The sequence below is a fragment of the Bacillus andreraoultii genome, assembly GCF_001244735.1.
Taxonomy (GTDB): Bacteria; Bacillota; Bacilli; order Bacillales; family Caldibacillaceae; genus Caldifermentibacillus; species Caldifermentibacillus andreraoultii.
The window spans coordinates 370541-387938 of record NZ_LN868937.1 but is presented as its reverse complement, the minus strand read 5'-3'; the positions used below and the strand labels follow the sequence as shown (position 1 = coordinate 387938).

The window sequence follows — 17398 nt, the reverse complement described above, 5'->3', positions numbered from 1 at the left end:
AACTTTACCCGAAAAATATGCTTAAAGTGCTGTATTTTCGCAAATTATTGGAGATAACTTGATCTATCTCTAGTAATAGTCGGTAAATACCGGTAAAACTCAAGTTTAACACTTTTGCCAAAACACGCTTTTTTCCCTACTTTTAGGGTACCCGGGGAGAAAAAGAAAGGCGCGTCTTTCAGAAGGGGTACTCGATGAAAGACAAGGAAAAAGAGTTTGAAAGAGTAGTAGAGGAAATGCAGCCAATGATTCTATCAATTATAAAACGGCTGAACATTTACAAAAATCACGAGGAATTCTATCAAATTGCATTAATCGCATTATGGGAGGCATACCGCTCATACAATCCAACAAAGGCGAAATTCTCAACCTTTGCTTACCATTACATCCAAGGGTATTTAAAAACAGAGCTACAAAGGCAAACGCGAAAGGACGATAACGAACATCAACCTGATGACGTCGGTTGGAACCAAATCGCCAATCAACTACAAGTAGAAAGTGAACACGAGGAATGGTTCTTACAAGACTTAATCAAACAACTAAAACCAAAGCAACAGCAATTCATCGACCTCCACTTTATGAAAGGAATGAAACTAACCGAAATTGCAGAAACTCTCGGCGTCAGTTATCCAACAGTGAAATATTGGAGGAGACAAGCACTCGCGGTATTGAGGGAGAAGTTGATGAAGGAGTAGGAGCTGTTGCGAAGGATGAGATAGTTCGTATTAGGAAATAAGTGGTAGGGAATAGCAGCTGGCCAAAAACATTGGAAAGCTGGCAGTGAACTGACATATTCTGCTAAATAATGGGCGTCTAGCAGCGGACGGAAACATTCTGGAGGATGGCGGGCGTCTAGCAGCGAACTGAAATATTCTGCGGGATGGCGGGTGTATAGCAGCGAACGAAATATTCTGCGGGATGGCGGGCGATTAGCAGCTCGCCGTCTAAATAAACTTGTAAAGTAATAGAACAAGTGAACAATGTACACTTGTTTGAAAAATCAAATGGAATCACTCATAGAAGAATGTAACTGGATTAGGCTTTAGTCATATTTTTATACCCTTTATAGTTATCAAATTCATTTTTCTTTATTAATCTACGAATATATTTTATCGAAGTTGGAAAAGATATGAATAGTTAAAAGGTGATTACAAAGAGATTAAAGGAGTCTAGTAGATATGACTAAGAAAATGAGAATAGATTAGTAGCTAAGGAACATATCATAACACCCCTACTAATAGTAGCAAATTAAAATGAATATGATATCATAATCATAGTTTAGTAATGCATCGGTAGGTAAAATCGATAAACATTGACAAATTATCCTTTTATGACCTATACTTTTCTTACTCATTTTTAGCTCCTTTGTAGAAGATTTGGAACAAGTATGGCCTTTCTTCTACAATAGGAGTTTTTCTTTTATTTGTATATATTTTTGGTGAATTTTGATCTTTTTCCATTTTATTACCAAAGCAATTTTATTTCCCTTTGCCCCCCAAAAAAATCGCAAAAATAAAAAGGATTAGATTTACACTAACCCTTCAGTACAAATTAAATGGATATATTAAATTTTTTTAAATCAATAACCAGCCCAACTTCTTTCATGAAATCATACCCTATAATCCCATTCAGCTCTAAACCATAATCCATCGACCCTAATTCAACAAGAAAATTGCTGATTGCTATTTCTTCAGATATTTTTATTTTATCAATACTTTTCGTGTAGACAAATTCAATTCCACCTATACCTTGTATTGTCTGAGTTACATCATTTGCTTCCGGTTTTACACCAATTTTCTCTAGCTTATTTACGTTAAAAATCGTACCAGCAGAACCAGTATCAATTAAAACATTTTCTAACCTAATACTTTTCCCACGAAAATTTACATGTACCTCTGTAAACGGTAAGCCCGATACTTCTTTAATCTCTATCATATTTTCCTTAACCCCGCCCACTTTTTCTCTCGAATATCCAAGCTCTTTCTTGATGTATGGAAAAAGTACAGTTCACGATTCGGCTTTTGTTTATGCAGCTCTGAATGGCGACGGAATGCGTCCATGGAGTCATCAAAGGAGTCAATAACAGCGATTTCATCAACAATACGGAAGTTGTTTTCAGAATGCGCCTCAATTGCTTCAAACACAACCCATTTATCAGGGTATGCTTTTTTCACTTCTTCCCACAACATTTGAATTCCTCCTTCGCAAATTAATATTATCTTACCTAATATTCTATCACGGACCGGGGTCAGACCTTGACTTTCTTCGTTAAAAATAAGCAATCTTTGAAAACAAGTAAACCTAATAATGTATTAAAACGTACTGGGGGCAGGCTCGATTTTCTAGGGACAAATCCACTTCCAAAATCAAGCCCATGAAAACACGACTTTCCGCTTATCCTTTGTACTCATTTCTCTGTTATTCAACTGTACCGCTTGCCATAGGCTTTCGTCGGTGATTGCCTCTTCTCCTTTTAAGTCAGAAATGGTTCGGGCGAGACGGATGATTTTTATTTGAGTACGATTGCTGAAGTTTCTTTTCGCTGATAGTTGCTTCAGTAGATTTTGTTGTTGATGGGTGAGTGGGCTCTTTTTCATCAGTTCTTCATAGGAGACTCGGCTGTTACATATTTCTACTCCATATCGTTCATATTGGCGCTCTCTTGCCTGTGCAACACGCTTTCGGACAACTTCCGATGATTCTTGATTCTCCTTATGGCGTTTGTTTAAATCAACAGGCCGTAACGATAGAAAAATATCAAACCGATCACGAATCGGACCGGATAACTTATTTTGATAGGATTGTATTTTATTCGGTGTGCATGTACAGTAATGAGTATTCGACCCTAAAAATCCACAAGGACACGGATTCATCGCCCCAATTAAAATAAACTGCGCAGGATAAGTGACCGTTGAATGTGCACGGCTAATGGTAACCCTACCAGCTTCTAATGGTTGTCTTAACATATCTAACGTCTTTTTCGAAAACTCGGCGATTTCATCTAAAAATAACACCCCTCGATGAGCTAGAGACACTTCACCCGGTTTCGGATTTTGCCCACCTCCTATTATCGATACGCCTGATGCTGTATGATGGGGATTACGAAAAGGTGGAGTCTTCGTATTCTCGAGTGTCTCACCACTAAGATGATATAAACTAATCATTTCTAACCTCGCTTCTTCGGTTAATGGCGATAAAATAGACGGAAAACTTTCAGCCAAAAAACTTTTCCCACAACCAGGTGGGCCAGACATTAAAACATGGTGTTCCCCGGCAGCCGCTACTTCCAGGGCAAGTTTTGCATGTTTATGACCAATAATTTCTTGAAAATCAATACGATTCGAAAGCTGCTGCTCTTCAGCCCGTGTTTGCGCTTGTGTAAAAATGGGTAACACTGGCTGTCCATTTAAATGTTGCAAAACGTCTTGTAGATGGGCTACATAAATAATCTCTAAGTCCGGAAACGATAGTGCAGGCAACTGTTCATCATAAGGCATATAAATCGTGTGGATCCCTAACCTTCGTGCAGCCAACACAGCCGGTAACATTCCTTCAACCGGTCGAATATGACCAGCTAATGACAACGCCCCAATAAAGGCCGTATCAGGTGGAATTTGGACCTTTATTTCATTCATACTTATTAACATCCCAATCGCCATCGGTAAGTCAAAAAGTGGCCCATTCTTCTTCTGTTCAGCAGGGGATAGATTAATAACGACCTTCTTCTCATGCATGGAATACCCCATCGAGACAAGAGCTGCTGAGATCCGTTCCTTTGATTCTTTTACAGACGCATCCGGTAAACCAACAATAACAATGGCATCCATCCCATCCATTGCTTGTACTTCTACTTGAACACGGTAGCCCTCTAATCCTTTTAACCCTATACTTGTAACACTAGCTCCCATGCCTTGCCCTCCTTTACATCCATCTCCTTAAGATCAAGATTACTCTCAACAAACCGTTGATAATACAAATGACTCGGCTCTGGAAAATACGCATACGTTTTCGATTTATCTATGTACGGATTACCTTCATTAAATATATAAGAAGCATAGCTACTCCAAGGATACGCCTCCGCACGTTTCACCATTTTAGCTTCTAATGGATTTCGATGAATATAGCGACTCACTTCTAAGAAATAGGAGTCATCCTGAATTAACTGAGCCCCATACCTCCCTTGAAAGACATGTCCATCTGTCTTTAATCGTTTATTTAAATAGATAGCATAGCGAGAATGTAGATCTTTCATGATGTATTGAATATGGTCACGAATGGTTTCAATCTGAAGATGTAAGTGGTTGGTCATCAAGCAGTACGCGTGGAGTTGAAAAGGATACTTGTTGCGAACCTCATCTAATAAGGTCAAGTACATTTCATAATCTTGCTTAATCTTAAAAATTGCCGCTCGCTTATTCCCACGAGCCGTAATATGATACATCGCCCCCGGATACCAAATCCGATGCTTCCTAGACATCAAATCCCCTCCAAAAAAATATTAGGAACGAATGTTTGTATATAAAATACGACAATTTTCTCACCTTGTCAATAGGAAAATGAAAATATTTAGAAAATTATTTTTAGTTGGTTTTTTGTGGGTTTTCTTTTATAAAAAGGGACAAAGGAAATGTTTATTGGGGATGAGACTTTAGCACATTAACGCGGTGGGGGTCAAACGCATTACAATTGCACCACTGTAAAAAAAACCTATAAATAGTAAAAAATGGAAATTGTATGCATTAGATAAATTTAAAAATGAGAATAGGGTTCCAGAAAGACCTTGTTCCCATTTTTTTCCAGTTTATAATAAAAAAAATAAAAGTTTACCTATTTTCTTTTTTGCGGCTTAATTCTGGCAATAGTCCCCACAAAGATATCCTGCTTTTCCTTCACTATAGGTATTTTTTGTCGTCCTTTCGAAGTTTTCATTTTTTTCGGATGTAGTTCTTTTAGGAATGAAGCCCACGTTTTAAACATATACGTTCTTAACGCTCTAAGAACCTCCCATAAAGTCTTTTTTGTTTTAGATTTAATTTGCACAATTAGTGATAAACAATAGGCAGCTAAGGCAATAAACATTTGATTCCACATACCTTGTGGTTTCGTACTCCAAATCTTAATTATCCTTAAATGTTGCTTTATCCATTTGAAAAACGTTTCAATCATCCAACGATACCGGTAAATGTCCATTATCTCATCAGCGGTTAAATCAAATCGAGTCGTTAATAAGCGATATAATTTCCCATCCTCATCGATAAACTCAACTAGACGCGCCGGGCGTTTACTAGGATAAACGAGAACCTTACAATCTTTCTGTACCACTGAGTTAGTAATGTTGTAATTTTCTCTTGCAACAAATTTAAAGTTTTTTGATAGCCGAACAACAAAATGAATCTCTTGTTCGAGCCAGTCATTAAGATTTTTATTTGATGGATATCCGCGATCCATTACATAGGTCGTATCTGATTTTTCAATTAGTACATCTGTACTCTCAAAATCACTAACATTTCCGGTAGAAGGTAGTATTTTATCTGGAAATGATACATTTTCTGACAAGACAACTAGTCTAGTATGCATCTTTACAACATTCCACCCTTTTGTGACATAAGCCCAGTCACATAGTTGAGGGGGAAGTTTTATATGAGTAGAATCTACAATACTTAATTTGCCTATTGTTGAATCAATTCCTTTATAATTCTTTGTTAAATCCCTAAGTATATAAACTACTTTTAGAAAAAAACTCTGTGCTATTTCTGTGGGTAATTCATTAATTCTTCTTGAGAGTTGGGATCCACTAATACTTGGTAAATTCAAAGCTTCGCGGAGTTTCTTATCCGACCGTATCTTTTCTTCAATATCCGCATAGGATTCCCATTTGCCAATTTGAGCAGCCACAAATATCTTTAAAAGTGAATCTACCGAGAGCTTATCATAATCATAGTTTAATAATGGACAAGCAAATTCGTCGGTAGGTAAAATCGATAAACATTGACAAATTACCTTTTTATGACCTATACTTTTCTTACTCATTTTTAGCTCCTTTGTAGAAGATTAGGAACATGTATGGTCTTTCTTCTACAATAGGAGTTTTTCTTTTATTTGTAAATATTTTTGGTGAATTTTGATATTTTTCCATTTTATTACCAGTGGTGCAAGGATAGTGGGTCAAACGCGGTGGGGGTCAGGCCCCAATATTCAAGAAACGAAAAGGAAGTACGAAATCTGTCACAACAAGAACTCCGCTGGTTATTAGAAGGATTATCCATTCAGCAGCCAAAAGCTATTCAACCTTCTCAAAAAGGGCAATTTTAAATCTATCAAAAAGTTGATTTAAAGCTGTATTTACTATGCTTAAAATGCTATACTAGAACTATCTTATTTGAATGAATGGTGGTGAATCTTTTGGTTAATGCTTCATCTAATAATCAGAATCAAAACGAGAAATTAATTCGACTTCTTAAAGAACAATTGGCTCATTCTAATCAACAGAATGAAGCATTGTCCAAACAGATTAAATCACTAACTGAGCAAGTTCGCTATTTAACAAAACTTTTATATGGATCGAAAACAGAGAAATCTAAATACAATACACTTGATGGACAAATATCATTATTTGACGATGACCCGTCTTTTAATGATTCTGAGCACACAGAAGAACAAAGCCAACAGACGATTTCTTATACTGTTGTACGCAAAGTTCAAAATAAAAAACGAAATGATTCATTACATGAAAATGTTGAAGTAAAGGCCATTCATTATCATCCGGAAAATACGATTTGTGATTGTTGTCAATGCCAAATGACTGAAATAGGTACGACAATCGTACGTGAAGAGGCTGAATTTATACCTGCAAGAATGGAAAAAGTTCAACATATTGAACATGCATATGAATGTAAAAACTGCAAAGCGGATTTATCTCAAAAGGCCCAAATTAAACGTGGCAAATCACCTCAACCTCCGATTCAACGAAGCATTGCTGGTCCGAGTGTACTTGCCAAAGTAATTTATGATAAATTTGTGCAATACTTGCCCCTTTACCGGCAGGTAAAGGAGTGGGAACGTTATGGCTTGAATACGAATGATAAAAACCTTTCTAATTGGGTTATTCGAGCATCACATGACTGGCTTTTGCCCGTATATGAGCGAATGAAGAATATAATGTTGGAGAAGTCCATTTTACACGTCGATGAGACTTATGGACAAATTATCAATCGGTCGGATGGAAAATCTGGCCAATCTAATGCTTATAACTGGGTTTTTCGAAGTGTGCCCTGTCAAGGTCCGGCAATCGTTCTGTTTCACAGCTCATTATCACGATCACGATCCGTTCTTGAAGGATTCATTGAAGATTATTCGGGAACGATTGTCTGTGATGGGTATTCAGCCTATGACAAAATTGAAGGGATTACCTTCGCTAATTGCTGGGCCCATGTAAGACGTTATTGGTTAAAAGCAGACAGTAAAAACGGACGAATTGGTGTAAAATATTGCGATGAATTATTTCGTCTTGAAAGGGAATTTAAACACTTATCCCCAAGTAAACGAAGAAAAAAACGCCAAAAGCACTCGAAACCGATAGTTGATGAATTTCTTGCCTGGGTTGAAAACTCACCATTCTACGGAAAAAATGCGCTCGCTAAAGCAGCTGAATACACGCTAAATCGAGCGAATGGACTAAAAGCATTCTTGGATGATGGACGAATAGAAATTGATAACAATCCCGCTGAGAATGCCATCCGTCCGAATGTAATTGGTCGAAAAAATTGGTTATTTTCCGTAAGTGAAGCTGGTGCGAAAGCAAACGCAATCTGTCTAAGTATCGCAGAAACAGCTAAAGCGAATGGAGTAGATTTCTACCAGTATCTAGTGAAGTTACTGAGAGACCTACCAAATTTAGATATTCATAGAAACCCAGAAATTATAAACAACTATTTGCCTTGGTCAAAAACGATCCAAGCAGAATGTGTAAAATAACCGTAAATCTGATTAAAAAATCATGGTTTTACGGTTATTTGTAGTACGTACCGTGAAGGTACGTTTATTTTTTTATTTCGGGCTTACGGCATATCTCATTCAGAATGAAGAAAAGGGGGATGCATTGGAGTAAAAAAGGCGCAGAAGCCATGGTGAAAATTAAACAAGGGATTCTTAACCAGACATTGAGGGAAGCTTATTTGAAACACCGTACAAGAAATGGGAAAAAAAAGGGAATTAAAACAAGCAATAAGGTTATCAGAGCTATTTAAACAGCCAGTACGTCCGTCAATCGGGGTGAAACGTGGATCTGTCGCTTTATATACAAGCCATTCATCGGCAATGGGGCATTTAAGCAAGATTCTTGAGTTTTAATTTCAGCCTGGATAAGTGGCATTAATTTGGAAAATTATTGCCACTTATCCAGGAGAGTAAGCGAAGCGCGGTAGCCGAAAAGTGTACAAAAAAGAGTGTCTTGAAAACCCGATATTTAAATACTATCGAGAAAAACTTGACACATACTACCTATCCTCCAAGATTTACAAGAAATTTAGAATTAAATAAAATAAAATAAGAGCAATATACTGTTTCAATATTCCCTTTATAAATTTTAAAGTGTTTATTTCAAAATATTACTCTTCATAATACCTCTCGAACCGCCATGCATCACGGCACATGGTTACTATATCACGTTTTGCTTCCCAGCCTAATTCACGTTTAGCCTTTGATACATCTGCATAACATTCTGCAATATCACCAAGTCTTCTAGCGACAACTTCATATGGAATGGTAATACCATTTGCATCTTCAAAAGCTTTAACTAATTCTAAAACACTCGTCCCTTTACCTGTTCCTAAGTTGTAGATATTCACACCTGGAGTAAGATGTTCGAGAGCTGCAACATGCGCTTCTGCAAGATCCATTACATGAATATAGTCACGTACACCTGTACCATCAACTGTTGGATAATCATTGCCAAAAATCCTTAATCTTTCTAATTTTCCTTTTGCAACTTGGGTAATATATGGCATAAGGTTATTTGGAATTCCATTAGGTGCTTCACCAATTAATCCACTTTCATGGGCACCTACTGGATTAAAATAACGAAGGAGTGACACAGAAAAGTTAGGATTTACCTTTCCAAAATCAGTTAAAATTCGTTCACTCATCACCTTTGTTTCACCATAAGGATTTGTCGTAGGTAATAGATCCATCGTCTCAACAAATGGAACTTTATTATCACCATAAACTGTTGCTGATGAGCTAAACACAAATTTATCTACACCATATTTGTGACAAGCTTTAGCAAGAACAAGAGTACTTAAAATATTGTTATAGTAATATTTTAATGGTTTTTTTACGGACTCACCAACTGCTTTAAGACCAGCAAAATGAATGATACCATCTATTTGATGATGAATAAAAATTTGATTGACAGCTTGCTCATTTGTTACATCAACTTCATAAAATATAACTTTTTTTCCAGCTAGCTGCTCAATCTTTTGAATCATTTCAGGTCTGCTGTTAAAAAAATTATCAGCAATAATAACAGAATATCCTGCTTTTAGTAGAGCGATGCTTGTATGGGAACCAATATACCCTGCTCCTCCTGTAACTAAGATAGACAATTGTATGCCCTCCTAAGATTTAGGTTATACTTAAAAGAAAAAAATTTTAACCTATCAAATGCATAAATTCCTTTCAAATCTTGTTATATATTTATTCTTTAAGTAATATTAAAATTCTATCAAAATATTGGTAAGATTCTTGAATACAGACATACCCCTAGATATTGCATTTTGAAGAATAATAAAATATAGATTCAGCTCGTATTTACCAAAACTATACCTGACGTTACACTGCTACTAGCTTGTCAGTTAAGATTAAACATATTTAATATAAATTTTCCAAAAAGGTTTTGTAGCTTTATATTATGATAATTTTTTTCTAAAAAATAAGTTAAATGTATTTCTTAGAGCAAAAATTTCACCTTTTTTAATTACTAGGTAGAACAGATAAACTAATAGATACGTCATTCCTGCCTTAAATAGACTTAAGTACCAAGACAATGCTATAAAGGCCGCAGTACAACAAAGTTCAATTATAATATCTTTTTTGACTTTTATATCTATTAATTTAGATAGATATAATTCAGCAATAATACAACGTATAGCAAGAACTACTGTAATAGATAATACAGTTAAATTCAAACTGCTTAGTAAATATACATTTATGAAAGATAGAACTATGCTCAAAAATAATGTAAATAAATTTATTAACAACAATGCCTTTTCTTTACGTAAGGTTTTTAAATATGTGTTAATAAGCATTAGCATTTTGCTTTCAAAAATACACATAGGAAACAACAATGTCATGTAAATAAAGCTATCCAAGTACTGGGGTAACCAAAACGATAGGATCATTTTTGCTGGAAAATATAGTAATAACATCCCAAATAAGGGAACCATTATTAGGGTTCTCATAGTATTGTAAAATGATGGGAGTTTTTCCTCTGGCATTCGACGTAAAGAAGGAAATAAAACTATCCCAATTGCGTTAATAAAAAGCATTAACATATTTGAGATACTTAGGGTAAGCGAAACTTTACCGAATGTTTCGACACTCCAATTATTGTCTATAAGTAAACGTACAGACCCAACAATAAACAAGCTTGCGAAATTTGCAATTAGCAATTTACTTCCTATGGAAATATTAATCTTTATTTCTTTTAAAGATTTTTTTATTGAAGGGAATCTCCTAAATACTATCTCCTTACAGGTATAAATTGTATAAATTACTGAACATATTTTACCTACAATGTCAGAGAGAATTAGAAATACGAAATTTTTTATTCCTAACAATAGAAAAACGATAACCAGAACAAAATATATAGCCCTCTCAAGTATGTAAGCAATTGAATATTCATAAATTCTATTAGTAGTTTGCAAGGTTAACGATAATAAAGATCTAGGTGCAATTAATACTCCTGCAAGACATGTTAAGAATACAACTAATGTTTTATTTGAATTTGTAGAATATGTACTATAAATACATGCAAAGGTAAAATCCACTAAGATATTAACCATTAATAGAAACCAGTATTGAGATGCAAATATCGGCTTATTTAAACTCTTATAATCACATCCTCCAAAACGTAAATAAACACCTTCACTCAATCCAAGAGACATAAATGAAATAATGTAAGTATAAAAAATATAAAGTTGCCAATAACCATAAGTTTCAACACTAACTACTTTTGGAACTATAATAATTAATATTGTAGAAATAATTACTGATAGCAGATTTACCAAAAATGTATATGAAATATTTTCAATAAACTTCTTAATGCTACTATTCATTGGACTTCCTCTTTTTATTTTGAGTTTATTTCAGAGTATATACTTTCTTACTCTACATTTAGTATTAAAACCAAAGTTAATGTTACTAGGAAAAATATCAAAAGGTTTATATACTTTATAAAACTTTTAGGATCTCAATAACAAAAATATAAAGTATAGTATTTATAATATATTATCCACTAGTAAGTGAAAAAGAATACTTTTTCCTTTTAATTGCTCCTAATAATATCGTTCCAAATATTATAATTCCAACTGCTAGTATTTTAGATGTTGAGAAGGCTGAAACTAAAAAAGCTAGTGCTGCCCCTCTAGGTGCAAAAAGAATTTGTCGTGTCATAAGGAGAGCAAAGGTAATCAAAATAAGATTGGAATTCCTGAGAATATACATCAGAATAAATAATATAGATCCATAGATCATACTACCAATAAATACGCCTAAATATGAAAAATCGACAAATAATTCAGCAATAAAAGATGATCCATAACCCACACCACTTAAATACAAAGTAGGCATTATTAAGTACGATATAGCATGTGAAAATAAATGTCCTTCTAGTGCACGTTGTACTGTTTGCCCAAATAATTCCGGCAATCCTTTCAATGGACGTATAACTTTACTATCAATAAATTCAAAAATGGGGCCAAAAGTGTAGAAACCTGCTTTTGGTAAGGATTCTTTATACATTTGACCATATCCAATTAAATTGGCACTAATACCCTGTGAGTAAAAGAAGTTTAATATTGCTTCAAAATAATTACTTGGGTCAGTCCTAGAGTATCTACTTCTTCTAACTTCTATAATTGTCATAAAAACCATTAAAATTGGGAATAATATACTAACAAAGACAAATTCCTTTTTTCCAAACCATTTTTCTACCTTATTTTCTTTAGAACTACTATCATTTATACTACGAATACAAAAATAAATAAGTATTATTAACAAATTTAGCATTAAAACTGATCTGCGACCAGCAATTGCAGCCATTAAACCCTCAAAAATGTATAACCCAATGGGTATAATACTCCTCTTTTTTGAAGGATTTGTTGCCAGATATGAAAATAATGCAACGTCATACATTTCACTAAATAAAACAAGTACAGATGGTAATGATGAGGTAAAGGTAGAAAACGTATCATAGTAACCTTCGGTTGACGCAACTTGTTGCATTTCAATTAAATAATAAATTCTAAAAATCATACAAAAGAAAAAAAGTAATAAACTTATTATACGAAAGTTGTTAATAAAGTTGGCACTATATTCCTTTTTCCCTTTTAAAAATTTTAAATCGAGTCTTTGTATTGTTATATACCCAATAAATAAGCTTAAAAGACTTATAAATTGGCATGCTAAAATAACTAATACTTTATCTTTCTCATGAAAGGCTAATCCTAGAAGACCTAAATGTTGACTTTTGTAATTAAATAGGCTGACAACAAGCATCCTTCCAATTAAAAACACAAAAAAGGTAATATTAAATGAGAAAAAAATAATTCTTTTATAAAACTCCTTAAGACTGTATAAGATATTGTGCATTAATATCAACAGAACCGAAGCCAACATAACATAGATGTTTTCAAAAAGTAAGCCAATTAAAAATAAAGTTATTGCTCCTATAAGACTTGTCAAGCGTAAAATAACATTCATTATTATCCTCCGACTCATTACAATACTATAACAAAGCCATGTGTTTACATTAAATTCAACTTTTACACTGTAAAAAAGGCTTCAAGACATTTTAAAATAATAGATTTATCACTCATCTAGAACTGTTCTTGACAAAAATAAATTAATTAATTAAAAAAACACTTTATCTTTTGGTATTGTTTAATGAATAAGAAAAACTATCAAAATGGAAAAGGTGTCTCCTATAGTTATAAGGGATAATAGTCAAATTAATCATTTACCAAAAGATTTAAAAGCAAAATTTGACGAGATAAAGATTCAAAAAAATTTAATAAAGGCTGGATTTATCTTTTTTATCAAAGACTTTGGCTATTCTTGTTTATTTTTATTTAATCTTATTTTTGTTTGATTTTTCAAAGGAAAAAACTGGTTTAGTCTGCTCCAAAGTAAAAAGGTTTGTGATTTACCTGATAAGGATCAGTTTATAGCTTATTAAATACTCCAAAATACAACTGGCTTAGATTCTTTGTCACTTTATGGTGCTCGACAATAATAAAAGTAAGTGCACTTACCAATCACAATTGAGTAAAAGTACTAATTGTGGATGACTCCACCTATCAAAGAACTTGAATTAACAAGGTGGAGCTTCTTGCACACCACTTTGGCCATGCCTCACAAAAAAATACTTTTACAAAGTGGGGTTCTTATGCTTACCCTTACTAAGTTAACCAAGTCACAATCAGCGGATTGATGAATAAATTGAAAACGTACATTTGGGTATAAACGTCGTGCAGAAGCCTTTGTGAAAGCAACCGATATTATGGTAAGACTACCCTTTGCCATAGAATTGACGCTTCTTATATGACAATGGATAGTTGGTTTACTCAACAAGCCACTTATCAAATTAATTGTCGAGCAAGGTTTGGACGTAATTGATATGGTTAAAATACTTATCAAAGATACCCAGCAAATGACAAATGGGTAAGTCTACATAAACAATATCAAGCTGCCAAACCAATCCAAAAAGAAAGAAGGAATATTCCGTTCTATCCACACAACCATGGTCAATGGTGTGTCTGTAAAAGTTATTTTCTTACGAAGTCGGTAAAAAAAGTCAATGGTTAGCTATCCTAAGAACAAATTGTACGTTATTAGGACAAGAAATCATTCGGATTTATGGCATGCGTTGGAATATTAAAATATTTTTAAAACAATGAAATCCTCATTAAGCAAAGGAAATTTCAAAGCAGAATCTATGACTTCATGATCAGCCACACTACCATTGTGTTCACAAGCTATATCATTTTTTCTTGACAAAACCGTTTGAGTACGGAACAGTGTGTTTTAAGTGCAATGTTTTATGAACTCTGTGATGAAGTCAATGAGCTTTATTGGTAGTAGTATAGAAATTCTAGAAGGCGTAATAAAAGCAAACAAAAAGATCAAAAATCAAAAAATTAATCCAAAATCAATTACACTATTGCTTCTCAGATTTACCCAATTATATTAAGGTTCATCTGCCTAATTTGGGATGCAAAAGTTAAGTTAATGGCATAAAAGCTTTTAGATCCAATCTTAAAAACCTATACACAAAAAATATCTATCATAAGATTAAGTATAACATCACTGTTTAAACTTAAGTTAATTCTCTAAATTCCAATTAGATATCTCATATGCAAAACTACTGTATAATCTATCTGCATTACACTTTTCCTCCCATAATTGATACGCTGCCTCACACATTTCTATGTAATCTTCCTGGTTCATTGACTTAATATACAATAGTTTTTCCGCTATTTCCTCCGGTGTACAATTACTTTTTAACAAAAAACCCGTTTTATTTGGATCTATTATTTCATTTGTTCCACCTACATTAGTAGCTATGACCGGTAATCCCACCGACATTGCTTCCATTATAGAAACTGGAACTCCTTCAGAAGCTGATGTATTAATAAAGACTGTTGCATCAGTATTTTGATACCACTTCAATACTTCATTATTTTTCATATGTCCAGTAAATTCAAATTGATGTTTATTTAATTTGTTTGAAGCAAGCATTTTTATTTCATCAAATTCTGGACCTTCACCTATATGTGTCCATTTAAAATTTATATTCTCTTCCTTAAGAATTACTAAGGAATCAATCAATAAATCTATTCGCTTTAGTTTTCTTACTGTAGAGCAGCTCACTATATTTAATACAGCGTTATTATGCTGTTTTTTAATTTTCGGTTTTTTTGTACCAAGTCTTTTTACCTCTACTTTACTTTTATAATTTGAGTATTTTTGTTTCAAGAAATTTACTCCGTTTTGAGAAACAGGAAATACATTATCTAAAGACCTTAATAAAAATTCTCTTTCAGGCAAAAACTTCAGGAAATTTACATGCTCATTTATATCATAACCGTGGGCGCGCGAAAGGGTATACAGATATAAATTTTTCCCCCTAAAAAAATTATTTTTAAGTTCTACTGCAACCCTTGCAGTAACATACAACCAATAGCTATATATGGTAATAGATTCATATTGTCTAAAATCATATTTATTTAGTTTATCCTTCACTTTTTCATAAATTTCCATAGAACGACTTTCAAAGTAATAACAATAAACTTTTGGCAGGAACTTTCCTTTCGAATCCTCTTTTATCATTATTTTCTTTTCTTCGTCTTTGTGTATTTTCCTATATTGTCTCACCAACATATTTACCTTTCGAAATTTTGAATGCTTAATTCCAACTGGTAAGACTATCACATTATCTGGTACGGTTCTTGTCTGTCTCATATCGTTAGAGACCATAGTTGAAATGACATAGATTTGATGGAAATTAGCGGCTAAGTATTTAATTTCCGATTCTAAGTATTCTTCACCTTTATGAAAGGGATAATAGTTTGTAAGTAGTATTAAGCATTTTTTCACTACAGTCCCACCTTCTCCTTTTCATTCTCATAACGATTTATATTTTTTGATCTTATAACAGAAACAATTGTCATATACAAAATTTTTATATCCAGTTGTAACGAAATATTTTCTACATAAAATAAATCATTTGCAATCCTTTGTTCCATAGTAGAACTATTTCTTAAGACTGCCTGATTATAACCTGTTATGCCCGGTCTAACATCAAATTTCCTAAAGTACTCTTTTGGATAAAGTTTTTTATTTCCTAATGGACTAGGTCTCGGTCCAACAAAGCTCATATCACCTATGAACACATTAAGTAATTGAGGAAGTTCATCTATGCTTGTCTTCCTTAATATTTTCCCTATTCTCGTAACCCTAGGGTCATTATCCGAATTAAAAGTACTCCCATCCTCATTACGAATATCCGGCGCATTGACTTTCATTGAACGAAACTTATACATTTTGAATTCCTTCATATCTTTCCCCAACCTTGGGGCATTATAGAATACAGGTCCTCCATCTTCTAGTTTAATTAAAATTGCCACAGGAACCATTATAACAAATAAAATAGGTAGTGTTATTAAGGAACCTAGTACATCAAATAGTCGCTTAATACCATAACGGTACATCATCTAACCTCCGCATTAATTTATAAATCTCATTCAATGCCTTAATAAATGTGTAGTCAGGTGAAAATTCTAGTACTTCTTTTGCTTTACTACTATCCATATAGGAAGAATATATTCCCTCGTCATTATTTGGATTGTTAAATAATAAGTTCCCATCATTTTCAAATACTGAGTTGACAATCTTTGCAACTTCATAATTGGTAAGTGCTTCTTCACTTCCAATATTAAAGGTACCTGACAAATCATATTTCTTTAAGGAACAGATAATAGCTTTTGCAGCATCCTTAGCGTAAAGAAATTCTCTCTTCGCTATACTTCTCCCGTTTATTACTAGTTGTTCACCATGAAATGCCTGTCTAAAAAAGCGATTGATCATATAATTATTTTTTTCGTTAAACCCAAATAGGTGTGCAAACCTTAAATTCTTTACAAATAGCCCTTTATTTTCAGAATAAATATTTCCAATATGTTCATTTGCTAATTTACTAACACCATACATAAGAGTTGGAGATGGAGGGTGTTTCTCAGTCCACGGTAGAGTCTGTTCACCGGAATATACCGATATCGTCGATGCATATACAATATTTGATATGCCTCTTTCAAAACAAGCATCATATAAGTTTTGTGTTAAAATTTCATTATCATGGAACTCAGAAATCTTCCCTTGACTTCCTCTCTTAGCTGCTAGGTGTACAATAGCATCGATATCATATAGCTGTTTAGTAAGATTTTCTTTAGAATAATCTGTAATACGGGTTTCAAATTCACTTTCAAAATTATTTCTGGTCAATATTACAGGATAATAATTTTCATTTACTAACGTATTTAAAACATATTTACCTAGAAATCCTGATCCACCAGTAACAGCAACTTTCATTTTAGACTCACTTTCACTTTCTTTTACTAGTAAA

14 protein-coding genes and 2 pseudogenes are annotated in these 17398 nt (G+C 33.6%); 5 read left to right on the top strand and 11 right to left on the bottom strand.

The window, feature by feature from the left end:
* Window positions 1-194: 194 nt before the first annotated feature.
* On the top strand, window positions 195-695 hold the full coding sequence (locus BN2144_RS07170; RefSeq protein WP_033827573.1) for a sigma-70 family RNA polymerase sigma factor: 501 nt from the start codon (window positions 195-197) through the stop codon (window positions 693-695).
* A gap of 856 nt (window positions 696-1551) precedes the next feature.
* Here BN2144_RS07170 and BN2144_RS07165 read toward each other — a convergent pair.
* From BN2144_RS07165 to BN2144_RS07145, 5 genes are all read right to left on the bottom strand, one after another.
* Window positions 1552-1935, bottom strand: coding sequence for a retropepsin-like aspartic protease (locus BN2144_RS07165; RefSeq protein ID WP_033827572.1), 384 nt, complete (start codon window positions 1933-1935; stop codon window positions 1552-1554).
* Window positions 1932-2189, bottom strand: a complete 258-nt coding sequence (locus tag BN2144_RS07160; RefSeq protein ID WP_033827571.1) for a hypothetical protein — start codon at window positions 2187-2189, stop codon at window positions 1932-1934. Before BN2144_RS07160 ends, BN2144_RS07165 begins: the two co-directional genes overlap by 4 nt.
* 177 nt (window positions 2190-2366) lie before the next feature.
* A complete protein-coding gene (locus BN2144_RS07155; RefSeq protein WP_033827570.1) occupies window positions 2367-3908 on the bottom strand; it encodes a YifB family Mg chelatase-like AAA ATPase in 1542 nt (513 codons plus the stop codon).
* On the bottom strand, window positions 3884-4477 hold the full coding sequence (locus tag BN2144_RS07150) for an REP-associated tyrosine transposase (protein WP_033827569.1): 594 nt from the start codon (window positions 4475-4477) through the stop codon (window positions 3884-3886). The genes BN2144_RS07155 and BN2144_RS07150 overlap by 25 nt, the downstream gene beginning before the upstream one ends.
* 350 nt (window positions 4478-4827) lie before the next feature.
* Window positions 4828-6030 carry an IS4 family transposase gene (locus BN2144_RS07145; protein WP_033827568.1) on the bottom strand — a complete coding sequence of 401 codons (1203 nt, stop codon included), beginning with the start codon at window positions 6028-6030 and terminating at the stop codon, window positions 4828-4830.
* A gap of 144 nt (window positions 6031-6174) precedes the next feature.
* Between BN2144_RS07145 and BN2144_RS07140 the strand changes: the two genes are divergently transcribed.
* The 3 genes and pseudogenes from BN2144_RS07140 to BN2144_RS19485 form a co-directional block, all read left to right on the top strand.
* The gene (locus tag BN2144_RS07140; RefSeq protein ID WP_094763137.1) at window positions 6175-6312 is read left to right on the top strand and encodes a hypothetical protein; all 138 of its coding nucleotides are present in this window, start codon (window positions 6175-6177) and stop codon (window positions 6310-6312) included.
* A gap of 90 nt (window positions 6313-6402) precedes the next feature.
* Window positions 6403-7974 carry an IS66 family transposase gene (gene tnpC / locus BN2144_RS07135; RefSeq protein WP_033827566.1) on the top strand — a complete coding sequence of 524 codons (1572 nt, stop codon included), beginning with the start codon at window positions 6403-6405 and terminating at the stop codon, window positions 7972-7974.
* Between the two features lie 77 nt (window positions 7975-8051).
* Window positions 8052-8349: pseudogene (locus BN2144_RS19485) on the top strand (ISLre2 family transposase); the annotation flags it as partial.
* Window positions 8350-8606: 257 nt separating this feature from the next.
* On the opposite strand, the gene galE reads toward BN2144_RS19485, so the two are convergent.
* From galE to BN2144_RS07120, 3 genes are all read right to left on the bottom strand, one after another.
* On the bottom strand, window positions 8607-9602 hold the full coding sequence (gene galE, locus BN2144_RS07130; RefSeq protein WP_033827565.1) for a UDP-glucose 4-epimerase GalE: 996 nt from the start codon (window positions 9600-9602) through the stop codon (window positions 8607-8609).
* Between the two features lie 303 nt (window positions 9603-9905).
* Window positions 9906-11333, bottom strand: coding sequence for a lipopolysaccharide biosynthesis protein (locus tag BN2144_RS07125; RefSeq protein WP_033827564.1), 1428 nt, complete (start codon window positions 11331-11333; stop codon window positions 9906-9908).
* Window positions 11334-11505: 172 nt separating this feature from the next.
* Entirely contained in the window at window positions 11506-12978 is a 1473-nt protein-coding gene (locus tag BN2144_RS07120) for an O-antigen polysaccharide polymerase Wzy family protein (RefSeq protein ID WP_033827563.1), read from the bottom strand.
* A gap of 205 nt (window positions 12979-13183) precedes the next feature.
* On the opposite strand from BN2144_RS07120, the pseudogene BN2144_RS21115 reads away from it, so the two are divergent.
* Window positions 13184-14501: pseudogene (locus BN2144_RS21115) on the top strand (IS4 family transposase).
* A 97-nt stretch (window positions 14502-14598) separates the two neighbouring features.
* Here the strand turns inward: BN2144_RS21115 and BN2144_RS07110 are convergent.
* From BN2144_RS07110 to BN2144_RS07100, 3 genes are read right to left on the bottom strand one after another with little or no spacing between them, the layout of a single operon-like run.
* Window positions 14599-15873 carry a glycosyltransferase gene (locus BN2144_RS07110; RefSeq protein WP_033827562.1) on the bottom strand — a complete coding sequence of 425 codons (1275 nt, stop codon included), beginning with the start codon at window positions 15871-15873 and terminating at the stop codon, window positions 14599-14601.
* On the bottom strand, window positions 15873-16487 hold the full coding sequence (locus BN2144_RS07105) for a sugar transferase (RefSeq protein WP_033827561.1): 615 nt from the start codon (window positions 16485-16487) through the stop codon (window positions 15873-15875). Before BN2144_RS07105 ends, BN2144_RS07110 begins: the two co-directional genes overlap by 1 nt.
* Window positions 16468-17364: an NAD-dependent epimerase/dehydratase family protein gene (locus tag BN2144_RS07100; protein ID WP_033827560.1), complete on the bottom strand. Its 897-nt coding sequence runs from the start codon at window positions 17362-17364 to the stop codon at window positions 16468-16470. Before BN2144_RS07100 ends, BN2144_RS07105 begins: the two co-directional genes overlap by 20 nt.
* Window positions 17365-17398 lie beyond the last annotated feature (34 nt).